At 69.6% G+C, this 18,397-nt stretch carries 20 protein-coding genes; 16 read left to right on the plus strand and 4 right to left on the minus strand.

All coding sequences use genetic code 11. The features are described from left to right. Nucleotides 1-18 precede the first annotated feature (18 nt). The 13 genes from mdcA to ABTU92_RS08025 all read left to right on the plus strand — a co-directional run bounded on the left by mdcA (nucleotide 19) and on the right by ABTU92_RS08025 (nucleotide 11,895). Nucleotides 19-1,683, plus strand: coding sequence for a malonate decarboxylase subunit alpha (mdcA, locus tag ABTU92_RS07965; protein WP_408089368.1), 1,665 nt, complete (start codon nucleotides 19-21; stop codon nucleotides 1,681-1,683). A gap of 16 nt (nucleotides 1,684-1,699) precedes the next feature. Further along, nucleotides 1,700-2,014, plus strand: a complete 315-nt coding sequence (gene mdcC / locus ABTU92_RS07970; protein ID WP_408089370.1) for a malonate decarboxylase acyl carrier protein — start codon at nucleotides 1,700-1,702, stop codon at nucleotides 2,012-2,014. An 18-nt stretch (nucleotides 2,015-2,032) separates the two neighbouring features. Beyond that, nucleotides 2,033-2,989, plus strand: a complete 957-nt coding sequence (locus ABTU92_RS07975) for a biotin-independent malonate decarboxylase subunit beta (RefSeq protein ID WP_408089372.1) — start codon at nucleotides 2,033-2,035, stop codon at nucleotides 2,987-2,989. Between the two features lie 34 nt (nucleotides 2,990-3,023). Next, complete coding sequence (gene mdcE, locus ABTU92_RS07980) at nucleotides 3,024-3,905, plus strand: biotin-independent malonate decarboxylase subunit gamma (protein ID WP_408089374.1); 882 nt, start codon at nucleotides 3,024-3,026, stop codon at nucleotides 3,903-3,905. Between the two features lie 24 nt (nucleotides 3,906-3,929). Next, entirely contained in the window at nucleotides 3,930-5,027 is a 1,098-nt protein-coding gene (locus ABTU92_RS07985) for an acyl carrier protein (protein ID WP_408089376.1), read from the plus strand. Nucleotides 5,028-5,035: 8 nt separating this feature from the next. Then, entirely contained in the window at nucleotides 5,036-5,782 is a 747-nt protein-coding gene (gene mdcG, locus ABTU92_RS07990; RefSeq protein WP_408089378.1) for a malonate decarboxylase holo-[acyl-carrier-protein] synthase, read from the plus strand. Between the two features lie 3 nt (nucleotides 5,783-5,785). After that, nucleotides 5,786-5,995, plus strand: coding sequence for a biotin/lipoyl-containing protein (locus ABTU92_RS07995; RefSeq protein WP_408089380.1), 210 nt, complete (start codon nucleotides 5,786-5,788; stop codon nucleotides 5,993-5,995). A gap of 63 nt (nucleotides 5,996-6,058) precedes the next feature. After that, nucleotides 6,059-6,472 (plus strand): malonate transporter subunit MadL, encoded by a 414-nt coding sequence (madL, locus tag ABTU92_RS08000; protein ID WP_408089382.1) that lies wholly within the window; start codon nucleotides 6,059-6,061, stop codon nucleotides 6,470-6,472. A 10-nt stretch (nucleotides 6,473-6,482) separates the two neighbouring features. Continuing rightward, complete coding sequence (gene madM, locus ABTU92_RS08005) at nucleotides 6,483-7,256, plus strand: malonate transporter subunit MadM (protein WP_408089384.1); 774 nt, start codon at nucleotides 6,483-6,485, stop codon at nucleotides 7,254-7,256. 139 nt (nucleotides 7,257-7,395) lie between these two features. Continuing rightward, the gene (gene bioB / locus ABTU92_RS08010) at nucleotides 7,396-8,496 is read left to right on the plus strand and encodes a biotin synthase BioB (RefSeq protein WP_408089386.1); all 1,101 of its coding nucleotides are present in this window, start codon (nucleotides 7,396-7,398) and stop codon (nucleotides 8,494-8,496) included. A 31-nt stretch (nucleotides 8,497-8,527) separates the two neighbouring features. After that, entirely contained in the window at nucleotides 8,528-9,526 is a 999-nt protein-coding gene (locus ABTU92_RS08015) for a Bug family tripartite tricarboxylate transporter substrate binding protein (protein ID WP_408089388.1), read from the plus strand. A 42-nt stretch (nucleotides 9,527-9,568) separates the two neighbouring features. After that, complete coding sequence (locus ABTU92_RS08020) at nucleotides 9,569-10,552, plus strand: AEC family transporter (RefSeq protein ID WP_408089390.1); 984 nt, start codon at nucleotides 9,569-9,571, stop codon at nucleotides 10,550-10,552. Nucleotides 10,553-10,566: 14 nt separating this feature from the next. Then, nucleotides 10,567-11,895 (plus strand): adenosylmethionine--8-amino-7-oxononanoate transaminase, encoded by a 1,329-nt coding sequence (locus ABTU92_RS08025; RefSeq protein WP_408089392.1) that lies wholly within the window; start codon nucleotides 10,567-10,569, stop codon nucleotides 11,893-11,895. An 18-nt stretch (nucleotides 11,896-11,913) separates the two neighbouring features. Here the strand turns inward: ABTU92_RS08025 and ABTU92_RS08030 are convergent, their stop codons facing one another. The 3 genes from ABTU92_RS08030 to ABTU92_RS08040 form a co-directional block, all read right to left on the minus strand. Further along, nucleotides 11,914-12,720, minus strand: a complete 807-nt coding sequence (locus ABTU92_RS08030) for a fructosamine kinase family protein (RefSeq protein ID WP_408089394.1) — start codon at nucleotides 12,718-12,720, stop codon at nucleotides 11,914-11,916. Further along, nucleotides 12,717-13,196 (minus strand): low molecular weight protein-tyrosine-phosphatase, encoded by a 480-nt coding sequence (locus ABTU92_RS08035; protein ID WP_408089396.1) that lies wholly within the window; start codon nucleotides 13,194-13,196, stop codon nucleotides 12,717-12,719. Before ABTU92_RS08035 ends, ABTU92_RS08030 begins: the two co-directional genes overlap by 4 nt. A gap of 344 nt (nucleotides 13,197-13,540) precedes the next feature. Further along, nucleotides 13,541-13,744 (minus strand): hypothetical protein, encoded by a 204-nt coding sequence (locus ABTU92_RS08040; RefSeq protein ID WP_408089398.1) that lies wholly within the window; start codon nucleotides 13,742-13,744, stop codon nucleotides 13,541-13,543. Between the two features lie 337 nt (nucleotides 13,745-14,081). On the opposite strand from ABTU92_RS08040, the gene ABTU92_RS08045 reads away from it, so the two are divergent. The 3 genes from ABTU92_RS08045 (at nucleotide 14,082) to ABTU92_RS08055 (ending at nucleotide 17,652) form a co-directional block, all read left to right on the plus strand. Then, complete coding sequence (locus ABTU92_RS08045; protein WP_408089400.1) at nucleotides 14,082-15,431, plus strand: UbiD family decarboxylase; 1,350 nt, start codon at nucleotides 14,082-14,084, stop codon at nucleotides 15,429-15,431. Nucleotides 15,432-15,498: 67 nt separating this feature from the next. Further along, complete coding sequence (locus ABTU92_RS08050) at nucleotides 15,499-15,714, plus strand: hypothetical protein (RefSeq protein ID WP_408089402.1); 216 nt, start codon at nucleotides 15,499-15,501, stop codon at nucleotides 15,712-15,714. A 267-nt stretch (nucleotides 15,715-15,981) separates the two neighbouring features. Continuing rightward, nucleotides 15,982-17,652, plus strand: a complete 1,671-nt coding sequence (locus ABTU92_RS08055; RefSeq protein ID WP_408089404.1) for an NAD-dependent malic enzyme — start codon at nucleotides 15,982-15,984, stop codon at nucleotides 17,650-17,652. Between the two features lie 172 nt (nucleotides 17,653-17,824). Here ABTU92_RS08055 and ABTU92_RS08060 read toward each other — a convergent pair whose 3' ends face one another. Continuing rightward, nucleotides 17,825-18,109: a hypothetical protein gene (locus ABTU92_RS08060; RefSeq protein WP_408089406.1), complete on the minus strand. Its 285-nt coding sequence runs from the start codon at nucleotides 18,107-18,109 to the stop codon at nucleotides 17,825-17,827. Nucleotides 18,110-18,397 lie beyond the last annotated feature (288 nt).

Genomic DNA, 18,397 nt, shown 5'->3' on the forward strand with positions numbered 1-18,397 from the left:
TCCTCAAGGGGGTTCTACATGAAAGTCGAACGTCAATGGAACACGCTGGCGCGTGACACGGCGCAGCGGATGGAAGCCGCCGCCCGTTTCATCGGGGCCGGCAAGCAGGTGAAGCCCGAGGACATCGTCCCGCTGCTCGAGGCCGTGATCCGGCCCGGCGACAAGGTCAATGTCGAGGGCAACAACCAGAAGCAGGCCGACTTCCTGGCCGAGGCGCTGTGCAAGGTCGATCCGGCAAAGATTCACGATCTGCACATGGTGCAGTCGTCGGTGCCGCTCGCCGCCCATCTCGACGTGTTCGAGAAGGGCATCGCCAAGAAGCTCGATTTCGCCTTCGGCGGCCCGCAGTCCGGCCGCGTCGCCAAGTTCATCCGCGAGGGCAAGCTCGAGCTCGGCGCCATCCACACCTATCTCGAGCTGTTCGGCCGCTACTGCCTCGATCTGACGCCGCGCGTCTCGCTGATCTGCGCCTACGAGGCCGACCGCGAGGGCAACCTCTACACGGGCTTCAACACCGAGGACACGCCCGTCATCGTCGAGGCGACCAAGTTCCGCAAGGGCATCGTCATCGCCCAGGTGAACAAGATCGTCGACAAGCTGCCGCGCGTCGACATCCCGGCCGACTGGATCGACGCGGTCGTGCAGTCGCCGAAGCCGTTCTTCATCGAGCCGCTGTTCACCCGCGATCCGGGGCTCCTCACCGAGCGTCACGTCCTGCTCGCGATGATGTGCCTTAAGGGCATCTACGGCCAGTACGGCGTGAAGCGCATCAATCACGGCATCGGATTCCTCACCTCGGCGATCGAGCTCCTGCTGCCGACCTACGGCGAGGAGCTGGGGCTGAAGGGCAAGGCGTGCACCGAGCTGGTGCTCAACCCGCACCCGACCATGATCCCGGCGATCGAATCGGGGTGGATCGACACGATCTACTGCTTCGGCGGCGAGCTCGGCATGGAGGAGTACGTCCGCGCCCGCTCGGACGTGTTCTTCACCGGCCCGGACGGCTCGCTGCGCTCCAACCGCGCGCTGGCCCAGACCGCCGGCCACTACGCGCTCGACATGTTCATCGGCTCGACCCTGCAGATCGACCGCTTCGGCAACTCCTCGACCGCGACCGCCAACCGCGTCGCCGGCTTCGGCGGTGCGCCGAACATGGGCTGCGACGCCAAGGGCCGCCGGCACTCGACCGACTCGTGGATCAAGTGCGGCCGCGAGGTGCCCAACATGCGCGAGCTGATCGGCGACATGCCGCGCGGCAAGCGGCTCGTCGTGCAGGGCATGGAGACGTTCGGCGAGGCGCGCGCCCCGGCCTTCGTCGACAAGCTCGACGCCTGGAAGCTCGCCGAGAACGCCAAGCTCGATCTGCCGCCCGTGATGATCTACGGCGACGACGTGACCCACATCGTCACGGAGGAAGGCATCGCCTACCTCAACCGCTGCGGCAATCTCGACACCCGCATGGCGGCGATTCGCGCGGTCGCCGGCTACACCGAGATCGGCCTCGAGGCGAAGCCCGAAGAGACGCGCCGGCTGCGCGACCAGGGCATCGTCAAGACGGCCGAGGATCTCGGCATCGATCCCGACACCGCCACCCGCGACCGGCTCGCGGCCCGCAACATGCGCGAGCTCGTCGACTGGTCGGGCGGCCTCTACAACCCGCCGGCCCGTTTCCGGAACTGGTGAGCCACGGAGAATCACGATGGCCCTCAACACTCTCGAATTCGATTGCAAGGCCGAGGCCGCCACGGTGCGGCTGGCGGCGCCCGTGCACTACGGCGTGGTCGGCTCCGGCGACCTCGAGGTGATCCTCGAGCCGTGCGATCTCGAAGGCGGCGTCAAGGTGAAAGTGACGACGCCGGTCGGCGGCTTCGACGCGGTGTGGCGCAAGGTCGTCCAGACCTTCGTCAATCGCGCCAAGCTCGCCGACGTCGCCATCGACATCAACGACAACAACGCCTCGCCCGCCGTCGTCTCCATGCGGCTGCAGCAGGCGCTCGCCGAGACCGCGGCGTGACGCCGGAGGAGAACTGACATGCCGAACTGGAGCAAACTGCAGGCCCGGAGCTTCCTCGAGTCGAGCGCGCGCGACCGCGCCATCGGCCTCGTGGACGAGGGCACCTTCACCGAGCTCGCCGGTCCGTTCGACCGGATGTCGAGCCCGCATCTGGTCGCGCTCGGCGAAGCCGTCGAGTTCGACGACGGTGTCGTCACCGGCGTCGGCAAGATCGGTCAGCGGCCGATCTTCGTGATCTCGCAGGAAGGCCGCTTCATCGGCGGCGCGGTCGGCGAGGTCGGCGGCGCCAAGATGGTGACGACGATCGATCTGGCGATCGCTTTTGCCGACGAGCTGAAGGCGAAGACTCCGTCGATCGCGCCCGAGCTGCTGCCGATGGTGGTGATCTCGTTCGAGACCGGCGGCGTGCGGCTGCACGAGTCGAATGCCGGCCTGCTGGCGCACGCCGAGGTGATGGACGCCTTCCAGCGCGCCCGCGGCAAGGTGCCGGTGGTCGCGCTGATCGGCTCGCGCATCGGCTGCTTCGGCGGCATGGGCTTCGTCGCCGCCGCGACCGACGTGATCGTGATGAGCGAGTTCGGCCGCCTCGGCCTCACCGGCCCCGAGGTGATCGAGGAGGAGATGGGCAAGGACGAGTTCGACGCGTCCAACCGCGCGCTCGTCTATCGCACCACCGGTGGCCGCCACAAGTACATCATGGGCGACTGCAACTTCCTGGTCGACGACCGCATCGCCGCCTTCCGGGCCCAGCTCGCCGAGCTCGGCAAGCTGCCGGTCGCCGACTTCGAGCAGTTCCGCCGCATCGGCTCGGTCGCGCTGGTCGAGAAGCAGATGCGTCTGGTCGCGCTCGCCGCCGAGATGCAGCCGAAGGACGCCTACGACGTGTGGCGCCGCGCCGGCAACAACGATCCGGCCGGGCTCGGCGACGCGCCCGTCGACGACTTCCGCAAGCAGGCGCAGCGGCTCTCGGTCTGAGCCCGCGCCGCGCAGCAGCAATCAGGAGATCACCATGGACACCCTGATCGGGCAAGGCCTGGTCGCCCTCGAGATGATCGTCGATCCCGGCTCCTTCGAGCGGGACGTCGTCGGCGCCAAGCAGTTCACCGACGAGAGCTACGGCCCCGGCGCCGTGGTCGGCACGGCCAAGCTCGCCGGCGAGACCGTCACGGTCATCGCCTCCGACGCCGATGCCTTCAACGAGAAGTTCCCGGTCGTCTATGCCGGCATCATCGGCATGGAGGAGGGGTACAAGATGGCGTCCGCCGTCTACGCCTCCATCGCGGCCGACGCCGACAAGCCGGCCGCGAAGAAGCGCCCGCTGGTGCTGGTCGTCGACACGCCCGGGAACGGCCCCGGCAAGGTCGAGGAAATCTTCGGCATGAACAAGTCGACGGGCGCCTATCAGCTGGCGCTCGCCGAGGCCCGCCTCGCCGGCCATCCGATCGTCGCCGCCGTCATCGGCCGCGCCATCTCGGGCGCCTTCCTGTGCCACGGCCTGCAGGCCGACCGCATCGTCGCGCTCGACGCCAAGTTCGGCACGATGATCCACGTGATGCCGCTCACCAGCGTGTCGCGAATCATCAAGAAGGACATCGAGGTGCTCGAGGATCTCTCCAAGAGCAACCCGGTGTTCGCGGCCGGTCCGCAGTTCTTCTTCAAGCTCGGCGGCGTCGAGGAGCTGGTGCCGGAAATCCCGGATCTCCGCGGCGTCGTCGTCGCGCAGGTCGCCGCGCTGCGCGACGCCAAGGCGAAGGGCGAGGCGACCGGTCCGCAGGGCCGCGCCGCGCTCGGGGCCGCCCGCGGCGGCCGCGTCACCCGTCCGCAGGTCGCCGCCAAGATGGCGGCGGAGTTCGCGTCCGTGGCCGACACGTACCGGCCGCAGACCGCCTGACCGAAGGTCCCGGAGGACCCCGCGATGTCCGACCCGCTCGACGATCTGGAAGAGATGGCGAACGCCTTCGCGACGGTGCCGTCGCTCGGCGAGATGCCGCGCCGGACGCTCGCCGACAAGGGCATCGCGGGGCCGACGGCGGCCCATGTGATCGAGGAGGTCCACACTCCTCTCAACCTCGCCTACCTGACCTTCACGACCGGATCGTCGGCGTTCCAGAACATCGTCGGCGTGACGTTCAGCGAGATCGAGGAGCGCTGCGCCGTCGCGCGCCGCGTCCTCGACACGGTCGGTGCGACGGCGGGGCAGCGGATGCTGGTCACGTATCCGCCGCTCGTGAACGTGTTCTCGCGGGAGGGGCTGCAGCGCGCCGGGATCGACTGGTTCTTCCTGGAGCGTTCCAGCCGCGAGGCGTTCATCGTCGCGCTCTGCCGGCAACAGCCGGCCCTGGTGCTCGGGGAGTCGTCGTTCGTCCGCGCCAGCCTGGAAGAGGCCTCCAGGCTCGGCCTCGCGGACCGGCTTCCCGAGCACCTCGTCATCATGGTCGCGGGCACGCCCCTCGACCTCGACCTGCTGCCGGTCGCCGAGCGGCGCGGCTACAAGGTCCACGATCTCTACGGCTGCCAGGAGTACGGTTGGCTGACGCTCGACGGCGTGCCGCTGCGCGACGACATCGGTCTCGTCGCCTCGCCGGCCGGCGAGGGCTTTCGCGAGCTGATCGTCGGCGGCCTGCCGACCGCCGACAGCTTCCCTTACGCGGAGAGCGGCCACGTCTGCAATCCGAAGGGCCGCGTCATCACCTATCGTCGGCGCCGCACGCATCCCGAATACGAGGTGCTGGTGCGCGCCACGCCGCACGCCGCCGAGACGGTGGAGCGCACCGCCCGCACCATCCTGCGCATCAAGGGCCGGGTCGTGAAGGTGCCGCCCGGCCTCGTCACCGGCGCCGCCGCCACCGCGCTCGAGCTGGTGCCGAGCCTGCCCGCGGCCGACGGCAAGTCTGCCGCACCGATCCGCATCGTCGGGCCGGTCGCGACAAAACTGTTCGACGATCTGGTGCAGGCCCAGATCGATCTCCAGGCGACCGCCAAGACCGATCCGGTCTGGCGCAAGACGCGGTGAAGGGGGCCATGACCTATCCCCGCCACACCCTGGTCTTCCTCGCGGCGGAGGCGCGCGAGGATCTCGCCGAGGCGGTCGCCGCCGGCGTGCTGCCGCCGTTCCGCCGCGCCCCGCTGCCGACCTGGGCGGCCGCCGCCTTCGCCGACAACGACATCCCCGGGATCGCCTGCCGGGCCGAGGGCGACGTGCCGGCCGGCCACGTCCAGCTCGGCGTAGCCTTCCCGTTCCGTCACGACGGATCGCGCGTGCGCGCCCGCATCACGGCGCCGCTCGCCGCCGTCGCCGCCACATGGTCGCCCTACGAGGTGCTGGCCGGTCCGCGGCCCCGCACCCTGGCGGTCGGCCCGGCGCTCGACGCGCTGTGCGATGCCGCCGGCTATCACGGCATCGCGCTCGGCGTGTTCGGCTCGACCGCGCTCCAGCTCGCCACCCGCCTCGCCTATCTCGAGACGGGCTCCGATCTCGACCTCGTCGTCCGCGCGCCGGACGAAACGGCGCTCGCCGGCTTCGCGGCCGCCGCATCCGCGATCGCGGAGCGGCACGCGCTGCGGCTCGACGCCGAGGTCGATCTCGCCAACGGCTACGGCGTCAAGCTCGCCGAGCTGCTTTCGGGAACGCGCACCGTGCTGGGCCGCGGCCTGGCCGATTTGCGTCTCCTCGACCGTGACGAAGCGCTGCGGGCGCTCGGCTCCGGACCGTGTCCGGCGACGTCCCGCGCTCCGAACCCCGCACTCGAACTTCAACCAGGAGTCTGACACATGGATCTGAAAGCCAAGATGCCGTCGAAGGTGGAGGCCGTGAAGGTCGCCGTCGGCGACACCGTCGCCAAGGGCACCGAGGTCGCCGTGCTCGAGGCGATGAAGATGAAGACGCCGCTGGTGTCGCCGGTCGACGGCACCGTCAAGTCGATCAGCGTCGCGGTCGGCGACCGGCTGAAGCCGGGCGCGCTGATCATGGTGATCGAATAACAAGCGATCGGTCCGGAGCCATGCTCCGGACCATGATCCTCGAAACGGCCACTGGGGGTAACAATGGTCATCTACGGGGTAATGATTCTCGGCATCTGCATGTTCGTGGGCACGGCCATCGGCGTCGTCCTCGGCAAGCTGCTCGGGATCGACGGTGACATCGGCGGTGTCGGCTTCGCGATGCTGATCCTGGTGTTTCTGACGAACTGGCTGAAACAGAAGGGCATGATGCCCAAGGCGTCGGAGCAGGGCATCCTGTTCTGGAACGCGATGTACATTCCGGTCGTCATCGCCATGGCGGCGACCCAGAACGTCGTCGCGGCGCTGAACGGCGGCTTGGTCGCCCTTCTCGCCGGGGTCGTCTCGGTTGTGGTTCTCTTCCCGTTCATCCGCATCCTGTCGGCATGGGCCGGCGCGGCGACCTCGACGTTCGGCGACGAAGACGTTCCGGCCGGCGCGCAGGCGAAGAAGGCCTGAGGAGCGGACCATGGACCAGATCAACGTCTTCCTGATGGAGCTGACGAAGCCGCGCGGGCTCATCTTCGCCTTCGTGTTCGTCGGCGCGCTCACCTGGCTGTGCTACGCGTTCTCCGACAAGATCACCCGCGGGCGGGTGCACGGCTCCGCCGTCGCCATCGTCATCGGCCTGATCCTCGCCTTCGTGGGCGGCATGCTGACCAACGGCAAGCGCGGCATCGCCGACGTGCCGCTGTTCGCCGGCTTCGCCTTGATGGGCGGCGCCATGCTGCGCGACTTCTGCATCATCTCGACCGCCTACGGCGTGCGGCTGGAGGAGCTGAAGAAGGCCGGCCTCGCCGGCGTGCTGTCGCTGGTCATCGGCACCTTCGTGGCCTTCGTGGTCGGCGTCGTCATCGCCTACGCGTTCGGCTACCGTGGTACCGTCGACCTCACCACCATCGGGGCCGGCGCCGTGACCTTCATCGTCGGCCCGGTCACCGGCACGGCGATCGGGGCGAGCTCCGACATCATCGCCCTGTCGATCGCGGCCGGCGTGGTGAAGTCGATCGCCGTGATGATCCTGACGCCCCTGCTCGCCAAGCCGTTCGGCTTGACGAACCCGGCGGCCGCCATGGTCTACGGCGGGCTGATGGGCACCACCAGCGGCACCGCCGCGGGCCTCGCCGCCACCGACGCCCGCCTGGTGCCCTACGGCGCCCTGACGGCCACCTTCTATACGGGTTTCGGCTGTCTGGTCTGCCCGTCGGTCTGCTATATCATCATGCGGACGATCTTCGGATGATCCGCCGAGAGAGGTGTGCCGACGCCCGCCGGCACGTTCGGATAGCGTAGCGGATCGAAAGTCCGTAAAAACCCGTCGGCGGCCGGGGGATCGACCCCCGTATCCCGGCCGTCGACACGACAAAATCAGGTCTCGCCCCATGGACGATCGTACTGTCATCATCCCCACCGATCTCGCCTCGAGCGTCGCGCCCGGCGCCGGCGGCATCGTTCGCAACGACTGGACGCGGGCCGAGATTCGCGCGCTCTTCGACCTGCCGTTCCCGAGCCTGATGTTCGAGGCGCAGCGGGTCCACCGTGAGAACTTCGATCCGCACGAGATCCAGGTCTCGTCGCTCCTGTCGATCAAGACCGGCGGCTGCCCCGAGGACTGCGGCTACTGCCCGCAGAGCGCCCGCCACAAGGACAAGCTCCCGGCCGAGAAACTGATGGAGGTCGAGAAGGTGCTGACCGAGGCGCGCCGCGCCAAGGCGGCCGGCTCGACGCGGTTCTGCATGGGCGCCGCCTGGCGCAGCCCGAAGGACCGCGACCTCGACGTCGTCTGCGCCATGGTCGAGGGCGTCAAGGAGCTCGGCATGGAGACCTGCATGACGCTCGGCATGCTGTCGCCCGAGCAGGCGCTCCGGCTCAAGGAGTCGGGCCTCGACTACTACAACCACAACATCGACACCTCGCCGGAATTCTACGGCAACATCATCACCACCCGCACCTTCCAGGATCGCCTCGACACGCTCGCGGCGGTGCGCGAGGCCGGCATCAACGTCTGCTCCGGCGGCATCGTCGGCATGGGCGAGGCGCGCGAGGACCGGGTCGGCATGATCCATTCGCTCGCCACCATGCCGGAGCACCCGCAGTCGGTGCCGATCAACATGCTGGTGAAGGTGAAGGGCACGCCGCTGGAGGACGAGAAGGACTTCGACGCCTTCGAGTTCGTCCGCACCATCGCGGTCGCCCGCATCGTCATGCCGAAGTCGTTCGTGCGTCTCTCGGCCGGCCGTGAGAAGATGAGCGAGGAGATTCAGGCGCTGTGCTTCCTGGCCGGCGCCAACTCGATCTTCTACGGCCCGAAGCTGCTGACCACGCCGAACCCCGGCCCCGACCACGATCTCGCGCTGCTGAGCAAGCTCGGCATGAGCCCGATGGGCGGCCTTTCGGCGGATGCCGAGGGGGCCGAGGCGGAGGCCGAGGCCTGCGGCTGCGGCGACGAGCCGATGCTGACCGGGCGGGCCTGCCACGGCTGAGGCGAGCGGATCGGCTGCGGGAGAGCACGAGATGGACCCGAGATCGCTGCTGACGCGGCGCACCGTGATGGCGGGCGGGTTGGCGGCCGCCGCCGCCGGCATCGTCGCCGCGACGGTGCGGGCGAGCGGTCCGACCGTGTGGCCGGACCGGCCGGTCCACGTGATCGTGCCCTATCCGGCCGGCGGCTCGGTCGATCTCCTCACCCGCATCGTCGCGGAGCGGCTGGAGGCGCGGTTCGGCCAGACCTTCGTGATCGAGAACCGGCCGGGTGCCGCCGGCAATATCGGGGTCGCCGCCATGGTGGCGAGCCGGCCGGACGGCTACACGATCGCCGCCGCGACGGTCGGCCACTTCGCCATCAACCCGTTCATCGACGGCCCGACGGCCGCCGATCCGGACCGCGATTTCGCGCCGGTCTCCTTGATCTACGAGCTGCCCAATGCGCTGGTCATCCCGGCCCGCGTGCCGGCGACGACGGTCGCCGAGTTCGTCGCCTGGGCGAAGCAGAAGGGAAAGCTCGCCTTCGGTAGCTCCGGGGTGGGCACCTCGACGCATCTGTTCCCCACCCTGTTCGCGGCCCGCACCGGGATCGACGCCACGCATGTGCCGTTCCGCGGCGCCGCCCAGACGATTCCCGCCATGCTGTCCGGCGACGTCGCCTTCGCCATCGACAATCTCACGTCCTACATGGCGTATATCGAGAGCGGACAGATCCGCCCGCTCGCCCTCACCGGCACGCAGCGCTGGCCGGCCCTGCCCGACGTTCCCACCATGGCCGAGGCCGGCATGCCGGACTTCGACATGACATCCTGGGCGGCCTTCGCCGTTCCGGCCGGAACGCCGCGCGCTGTCGTCGATCGGCTCGCCGAAGCGATGCGCGACATCGCGGCCGACGAGACGGTGCGGCGGCGCTTCGCCGTCGTCGGCGCGCGCGCGCTCTCGTCGACGCCCGAGCAGGTGGCCGCGCGGGCCGCCCGCGAACGGCCGATCTGGAAGGAGACGGTCCGGATCGCCGGGCTGGCGGGCTGAACCACCCGCCTGCACCCGGCCACCCCCGGCCGACCATCGATCATGGACATCTTCGAATCCCTGAGCGGCGTGTTCAGCTGCATGCTGATGATCGCGCTCGGCACCTGGCTCACGCATCGCGGCTGGTTCGACGAGGCGACGGGACGGCTGTTCTCGCGGCTCGCCATGACGATCGCGATCCCGTGCTACATGATCGTCAGCATGACGAAGTCCTACACGCGGCACGACCTCGTGCAGGCCGGCACGGCCGCCGCCGTGCCGCTCGTGGTGATGCTGACCGTCTGGGCGATCGGCGTCGCGGTGTCGTTCCTGGCGCGCGTGCCGGCGCAGCGGCGCGGCGCCTTCCAGGCGATGTTCTTCGTCTCCAACAGCGGCTTCATCGGGTTTCCCGTGAACGTCGCGCTGTTCGGCGAGGCGGCGCTCCCCTACGCCGTGATCTACTATCTCGTGCAGACCCTGCTGTTCTGGACGATCGGCGTCTACGGGCTGAGCCTCGACGGGCCGCGCTTCGCCGCGCAGCGCGACGGTTCCGTCGTCGTGGTGCCGCGTCCGGCCTTCGGCCTGTCGACGCTGCGCAACATCGTCACGCCGCCCCTGGTCGGCTCGGTGCTCGCCGTCGTGCTGATCCTCGGCGGCATCAAGCTGCCGACCTTCCTGTCCAGCACGCTCGGCTATCTCGGCGGCATGACCACGCCGCTCGCCATGCTGTTCCTCGGCATCGCCATCTACGTGTCGAACCTCAAGGCCGTCCGGATGAGCCGCGACATGTGGATCCTGGTCGCAGCGCGATTCCTGATCGCGCCGGCCGTGGTGCTCCTGGTCACGTCGCTGATCGAGGTTCCGGACCTGATGCGCAAGGTCTACGTCATCGAGGCCGCCATGCCGGTGATGACGCAGGTGTCGATCGCGGCGCGCGCCTACAACGCCGACGCCGGCTACATCGCGGTCATGACGGGGCTCACCACCGTGATGGGCCTGGTCACGATTCCCGCCTATTTCCTGCTCCTGCAGTTCGGTCTGTTGTGAGGCGGAGGACGACCATGTCACGACGAGCCGCCACGCTCCGCCCGCCGCGCTGGACCGGTCTCGCCGCGGTGACCGAGTGCGAGCAGGGTGCCCCGGACTGGCATGCGGACGGTCTCGCCCATGTCTGGCTGCCTTATGCGCAGATGAAGACCGCGCCGGCACCGCTGCCGGTCGCGGCGACGCGCGGCAGCCGCATCGTGCTGACCGACGGGCGCGAGCTGGTCGACGGCGTGGCGTCGTGGTGGACGGCCTGTCACGGCTACAATCATCCCCACGTCGCCGCCGCGGTGGCGCACCAGCTCGCCACCATGCCGCACGTGATGCTCGGCGGCCTGCTGCACGAGCCGGCGGCGCGACTCGCGACCCGGCTCGCCGCGCTGCTGCCCGGCGACCTCGACCGCGTCTTCTTCACCGACTCCGGCTCGGTCGCCGTCGAGGTCGCGATGAAGATGGCCGTGCAGTACTGGATCAACACCGGGGTGCGCGGCCGAAAGCGGTTCGTCGCGTTCCGGGGCGGCTATCACGGCGACACCACCGGGACGATGGCCGTGTGCGATCCCGACGAGGGCATGCACCGGCTGTTCCACGGCTTGCTGCCCGAGCAGATCGTCGCCGACCTGCCGCGCGACGACGAGACCACGGCGGCGCTCGACCGCCTCCTCGCCGAGCGGGCCGACGAGATCGCCGGCATCATCATCGAGCCGTTGGTGCAGGGCGCCGGCGGCATGCTGTTCCACGACGCCGCCGTGCTGACGCGTTTGCGCGCGGCTGCGGACCGGCACGGCACGCTCCTGATCTTCGACGAGGTGTTCACCGGCTTCGGGCGCACCGGCACCATGTTCGCCTGCGAGCAGGCCGGCGTCGTTCCCGACATCCTCACGCTGTCGAAGGCGCTCACCGGCGGCACCATGCCGCTCGCCGCGACGGTCGCGTCGCGGCGCGTGTTCGAGGCCTTCTGGTCGGACGATCCGATGCACGCGCTGATGCACGGGCCGACCTTCATGGGCAACCCGCTCGCCTGCGCGGCGGCCAATGCCTCGCTCGACCTGTTCGCGCGCGAGCCGCGGCTCGCCCAGGTGGCGGCGATCGAGGCGCAGCTGACCGAACAGCTCGCGCCGTGCCGCGATCTGCCGGGCGTCGTCGACGTGCGGGTGCGCGGCGCCATCGGGGCGGTCGAGCTCGAGGCGATCGACATCCCGGCCCTCAAGGCGCGCTTCGTCGAGGCGGGCGTCTATGTGCGGCCGTTCGGCAGGATCGTCTATCTGACGCCGGCCTTCACGATCGGCGAGGCCGATCTCGCGCGTCTCACCGGCGCGATTCTTCGCGTGCTGAGCACGCGCTGACGCCGGTCGTCGGCCCGCTCACGCCCCCACGGCGTCGAGGAACCGCTCGACCATCGACCGATAGCCGGCGCCGAACAGGCGCAGATGCACGAGCGCCGGCCACAGGCTGTAGATCGCCAGCCGCTCGGCGTGGCCGGGTGCGAGCGGCCCGTAGGCGTCGAAGAAGGCGGGGCTCGGCCGGCCGAACAGGCTCAGCATCGCGATGTCGACCTCGCCGTGGCCGTAGTAGCAGGCCGGGTCGATCAGCCCGGCGATGCGATCCCCGTCGGCCAGCACGTTGCCGGTCCACAGATCGCCGTGCAGCAGCGACGCTGGCGGCCGCGTCGGCAAACGGTTTCTCAGATCCGCGGCGAGCGTCTCGATGCGGCGGGCGAGGGCGCCGCGGATGTGTGGCGCGTTCACCAGGAGCCGCCGCTCGCCCCAGAACGTCGGCCAGTCGTCGGCGAAGGCGTTGAGGATGGCGACCGGGCCGAAGGCATAGTCCTCCGGCCAGCCGTAGTGCGCGCCGGTCGTGGCGTGCAGGCGGGCGAGGATGCGGCCGAGGTCGCCCCACGCGGCATCGACGCTGCCGCCGGCCGGCAGGACCTCGATCACCAGCGCAGTGTCGCTCGCCGCCAGCACGGCCGGGGCCGGCGCGCCGGTCGCGGCGATCGCGCGCAGCATGGCCGCCTCGGTCGCCGGCGCCGGGCCGCTCTTGACAATGGCGGTGCGCCCGTCCTCGAGCGTGATGCGGACGATCTCGGAGAGGTCGCCGCCGCCGAGCGAATGCGCCACGACGAGGCGGCCACCGAGCAGGGCCGCGCCGGTGAACGCGAGCGCGCTCATCCGCCGGCGATCCGCCGGGCGAGCGCCGCGGCGCCGCTCGTCACGTCGGCCCAGGTGATCTCGAAGCCGTCGTCGCCCCCGTAATACGGATCGGCGACGCCTTCACCGGCACGTCCGTCCACATAGTCGAGCAGCAGCCGGATCTCGGCGGTGGCGTCGCGCGGGCGGATGCGCCGGAGCGTGACGAGCACCGACTCGTCCAGTGCCACCACGTGGGTGAACCGGGAAAAATCGTCGCGGCCGACCTGGCGGGCGCGGCACTGGCCGATGTCGACGCCGTAGCGTCGCGCCACCGCCTGGGCGCGCCGGTCGGGCGGCTCGCCGACATGCCAGCCGCCGGTGCCGGCCGAATCGACCGCGACGTCGAGCCCGAGGCGGTCCGCCTCGGCCCGGAACGCGCCTTCCGCGAGCGGCGAGCGACAGATGTTGCCGAGGCAGACGAACAGGACGGCGGGCTTTTGCGGCTGCGGCGACACGGGAGCGGCCTTCGATCGATTTCGACGCGCCACTATGCCGCGGTGGCCGCAACCGGCAACCCCCGGGGGGTCGACGTGCGTTCAGCCGAGCTTCTGCAGGGCCGCCAGGATCGCCACGGCGGCCGCCAGCCGTGTCGCGTAACCGAGCGTATCGAAAGCGTAGGCCATGTGCACCGTCCCATCAGCGCGAGGATCACTTTACCACGGTCCTGCGCTCTCAGGTTGTGTCAGGGTTGTGTCGAGCCGCCTATCAGCGCTCGCGATGGGTCCGGGGCAGGACACTCGTGACGACTTGGCCGTTCCCGGCGAGTCCGAAAACGGACGAACCGAACGCTCGGCTTCGCTCAGCTCCGCGCGGCGCGCTTGGCCTGGCCCGTGCCCATCACGGCCTCGGTCGCCACCTCGTCGATGCTGAAGCAGCGGAAGCAGTCGTACATGATGCGGGTTCCGAGATCGCGGGTGTAGCCCTGGCCGATCTTCTTGCCGCACACGCTGCAGTCGAGCTCGGCGCGCGGCTCCCGGTCGTTCACGATGATGGCAGTCAGCATCGGGGGTCTCCTGGTGTCTTTCCGATAGCTATGCAAGTTCCACGCAAGCGCATCCGGGGCCATCTGACGGGCCGGTATGCGTTCTGGCGGGCAGAGCCGTCGGCTGGTGGATGCGAGTGTCTTCCTCCCTGCGCCTTGTCGAACGGTTGCGGACGGTGCCGAGACCGGCACCGATCGCCTCCTCCGCTCCCAGGATCCAACGATTTGCCTAACATCCGGTTTGCATCCGCCCGTCGGCGACATCGCCGCGCTCACGAGCCCGTTGCGCCGGCGCGTGCAAGCGTGCCCGTCTCCATGTAAGAGAGTCGCCCCGGTGACCTAACCCGCGGATTTTACGATGCAGAGCCTCGCCGACTTCCTGAGCGCGCTTCCCGACAGCGAGAAGCTCGTGATCAGCACCCCGACCGACCTCGACTTCCTGCCGACCGCGCTGGTGCTGGAGCTCGAGGCGCAGAAGCGCGCTCCGGTCGTGATCATCGAGAAGCCGGACGGGTTTTCGGGGCCGGTGGTGTCGAACCTGTTCGCCGATCGCGCCCGCATCGCCCGCATGGCCGGGGCGCCGCCGACCGGCTTCGCCGAGGCCTGGACCGAGGCGATGGCGGGCCTCGTGCCGGCGGTCGTCACGTCGGGACCGGCGCCCGTGCACGACGTGGTCGCGCTCGGCAACGAGGCGGATGCCGGCACGCTGCCGATCTCGCGGCACTTCCAGGCGGACGCGGGGCGCTACATCGGGTCCGGCATCCTGGTCTGCAAGGATCCCGACACCGGCGTGCGCAATCTCAGCTTCCAGCGCATGCAGCTCAAGGGGCCCCAGAAGTTCGGCGTCAGCCTGCATTCGCGCGGCCACATCTGGGATCATCTGCAGCGCTGCGAGGCGCGCGGCAAGAACCTCGAGGTCGCGGTCGTGATCGGATGCCATCCGGCCATCTACATCGCGGCCGGCGCCAAGGTGGCCATGGAGGTCGACGAGTTCGCGGTCGCCGGCGCGCTGATGAAGCAGCCGGTCGAGCTGGTGAAGTGCAGGACCATCGACGTCGAGGTGCCGGCGAACGCCGAGTACGTGATCGAGGGCGAGATCCTCGCCGGCGTCCACGAGGACGAGGGCCCCTACGGCGAGTACACCGGCTACTCGACCTATCGGTCGACCCGCAACGTCTTCCAGGTCAAGGCGATCACGCGACGGGCGAAGCCGATCTTCCTCGACATCATCCCGGGCTACTCGGCCGAGCATCTGCTGCTCAGCCGCTGCACCCGCGAGGCGCACGTGTTCCATCGGCTCAAGGAGATGGTGCCGACCCTGAAGGCGCTGAACTATCCGAAGTCCGGCACGCATTTCCACGCCTTCATGTCGTTCAAGAAGACGGCGGAAGGCCAGGCCCGGCAGGCCTTGATGCTGCTGATGGGGCTCGACAGCTACATCAAATTCGCGGTCGCCGTGGACGACGACATCGACGTCTTCGACGAGACCGAGGTGATGTGGGCGCTCGCCACCCGGTTCCAGGCCGACACCGACATGTTCATGGTGCCGAAGGTGTTCTGCAATCGCCTCGACCCGTCGTCGGTCGAGGGCATGTCGGCGAAGCTCGCGCTCGACGCGACTCGGCCGATGAACTTCGAGGGCGAGCGCACCAGCCTGCCCCGGCACGCGCTCGACTGGGCCCGCGACGTGATCTCGAAGGCGCGCTGATCATGTCGCCGCGCTGATCACGTCCGGAATTCCGGCAAAACGCCCGCGAGGCCGGACGGATTTTCGGATGTCGATGCGGATCGCCGCCGGCGCCGCACACGTGATGGCCGCTATGCAGGCGTTTCGCGCGGTCCTCGCGCCGACGCGTTCCCTGGCCCCGGGCGCAGAGATCATGCGTACGTTCGGCGCGCCGGGCGAGTCGCGGATCGCCCCGGTTCACGGGCGCTTGTGCGATCTCGTCACGTCGGTGTCACGTCGCCGCCGGGGGATCCGAAGGTCCTGATCAGGACTATGATCGCCGGCCCGACGAGGCGTTCCTCTGCCCGAAACTCATATCGGCGACGAGACCGGGAGAGTTGACACGGCGCCGCGGCGGCGCGACGTACACGCGCGCCGCCGCGGCTCCATGCGGGATTCGTGGCGGCTGTTCGGTGCCGGTCCGATCGCGACGCGGTCGCGAGGTTCGCCGCGCCGGCTCACGGTCGGGCAAGCCTGCGTCGGCCGTGACGCACCCCCCATGAAGGCGAGACGCGAGCGGGCAGGAGGCATCATGCGCATGGTCGACCGATCCGGATACGAGCTGTTGACGAACCCGATCCTCAACAAGGGGACGGCCTTCACCGAGCACGAGCGCGACGTGTTCGAGCTGCACGGCCTGTTGCCGCCGCATGTCGCGAGCCTCGACCAGCAGGTCCAGCGGCGCATCACGGCGTTCCGCGAGCTGCCCGACGACCTCGCCCGCTACGTCTTCCTGCGCGGCCTGCAGGACATCAACGAGACGCTGCATTACGCGCTCCTGACCCGGCATCTCGAGGAGATGCTGCCGATCGTCTACACGCCGACCGTCGGGCTCGGCTGTCAGAAGTTCAGCCAGGTCTTCCGGCGGCCGCGCGGCCTGTTTCTCAGCCCGCCCTACAAGGATCAGATCGGGAAGATCCTCGGCCAGCGCCGCTTCGACAACGTCCAGGTGATCGTCGTCACGGACGGCGAGCGCATCCTCGGTCTCGGCGACCAGGGTGCCGGCGGCATGGGCATCCCGATCGGCAAGCTGTCGCTCTACACGGCGGCGGGCGGCATCGATCCGTCCCGCACGCTGCCGATCATGCTCGACGTCGGCACCGACAACCAGGCGCGGCGCGAGGATCCGCTCTACATCGGCTGGCGGCACGAGCGCCTGCGCGGCCCCGACTACGACGATTTCATCGAGGCGTTCGTCGACGCCGTGGCGAAGCGCTGGCCGCACGTGCTGCTGCAGTTCGAGGACTTCGCCGGCCCCAACGCGGCGCGCCTGCTCGAGCGCTATCGCGACCGGCTTTGCACGTTCAACGACGACATCCAGGGCACCGCGGCGGTGGTCTGCGGCGCGCTCTTGTCGGCCGTGCGGGCCGCCGGCCAGACCCTCAAGGAGCAGCGCATCGTGATGGCGGGCTCCGGCGGCGCCGGCTCCGGCATCGCGTCGCTGCTGGTCAAGGCGATGGTGCAGGACGGCCTGTCGGAGGAGGAGGCGTGCCGGCGCTTCTATCTGCTCGGCAGCCGCGGCCTGCTGCTCGAGGGCAGCAACCGGCTGCAGCCGTATCAGGTCCCGTTCGCCCACACGCGCGAGCACGTCATGGGTTGGACCGTGGAGAGCCGCGAGGCGATCAGCCTCGAGGAGGTGGTCCGCCACGTGAAGCCGACCATGCTGATCGGCACCAGCGGGCAGACCGGTCTGTTCAGCGAGACGGTGGTGCGCGAGATGGCCAAGCACGTCGCGCGGCCCGTGGTGTTCCCGCTCTCCAACCCGACCTCGCAGAGCGAGGCCGTGCCGGCCGACGTGATGGCCTGGACCGAGGGCCGCGCCGTGATCGGCACCGGCAGCCCGTTCGCGCCCGTGCCGGTGAACGGCCGCGCCGTCCACATCGACCAGGTCAACAACTCCTACATCTTCCCCGGCATGGGGCTCGGCATCGTGACGGCGCGGGCGCGCCGCGTCACCGACACGATGTTCCTGGCCGCCGCGCGGGCGCTCGCCGACATGTCGCCGGCGCGCAGCGATCCGAACGGCACGCTGCTGCCGCCGGTGAGCGCGCTGCGGGAGGTGTCGGCCAAGGTCGGCGTCGCGGTCGCGCTGCAGGCCTACGCGGAGGGGCTGGCGCCCGGCTTCGACCCGTCCCGGGCCGAGGAGGCGGTGCGCGAACAGATGTGGGAGCCGCGCTACGAGTCGTACCGGCGCGCCGGCTGATCGCTCGGCACCGCGCACGCGGGCGCGCTCGCGCGAAAGCGTCCGTGATCACGGTCACGCCGAAACAATCGCGGGTGCGCCGGCTTCTGCCGGCGCGCCCGATCCCGCGTTCTGCTTCACTTCGGGTCTGCTTCGCTTCCGACGACGGCGCGGCGGATTCCGCGGCTCGTCCTCACTGCTCGATGGTGAACTCCCAGTTCGCGAAGCCGTAGGTGTTCTCGTCGGACGGCGGGAACACGCCGCTCGCGATATAGGCGCGCACCAGGCGCTCGATGATCACCTGCTCCTCGGGCGTCGGCCCCTCGACGATCTGGCTCGGCGAGCGATCCTCGGGCAGTTCGATCTCGGCCGCGACCTCGATGGCGACGCCGACGGCCGGATGCAGGCCGTGCCGCTCGATCCAGTCGCGGGAGATGTAGGCGACGTCGCGCAGATAGTTCGGACGAAGATGTTCCACGTGTTCTGCTCCATCGGTGCGGTCTTGGTCTCGGGGGTGGGTCTCGGCGACCCGGCCCGACCGGTCGGACGCCGCGTTGCGGCACCCGCTCCCTGACACAAAAGGTGCGCGCCGCGCCGATCAACTCCGGCCCGCGGCACGGAGCGGCGATGTCGTGAGGTGACGGCGCCTTCGCGGTCCGTCACGTCGCGCACCACCGTCGCAGGGGTCCGGCTTCTTGCCCTGCTGGTCCGTCGGTCCGCGCCGTCTCGTTTCGCAGTGCAGCAGCCGTTACGCCGGCCGCGTCTG

The organism is Rhodoplanes sp. SY1, assembly GCF_046000175.1.
Classification (GTDB): domain Bacteria; phylum Pseudomonadota; class Alphaproteobacteria; order Rhizobiales; family Xanthobacteraceae; genus Rhodoplanes.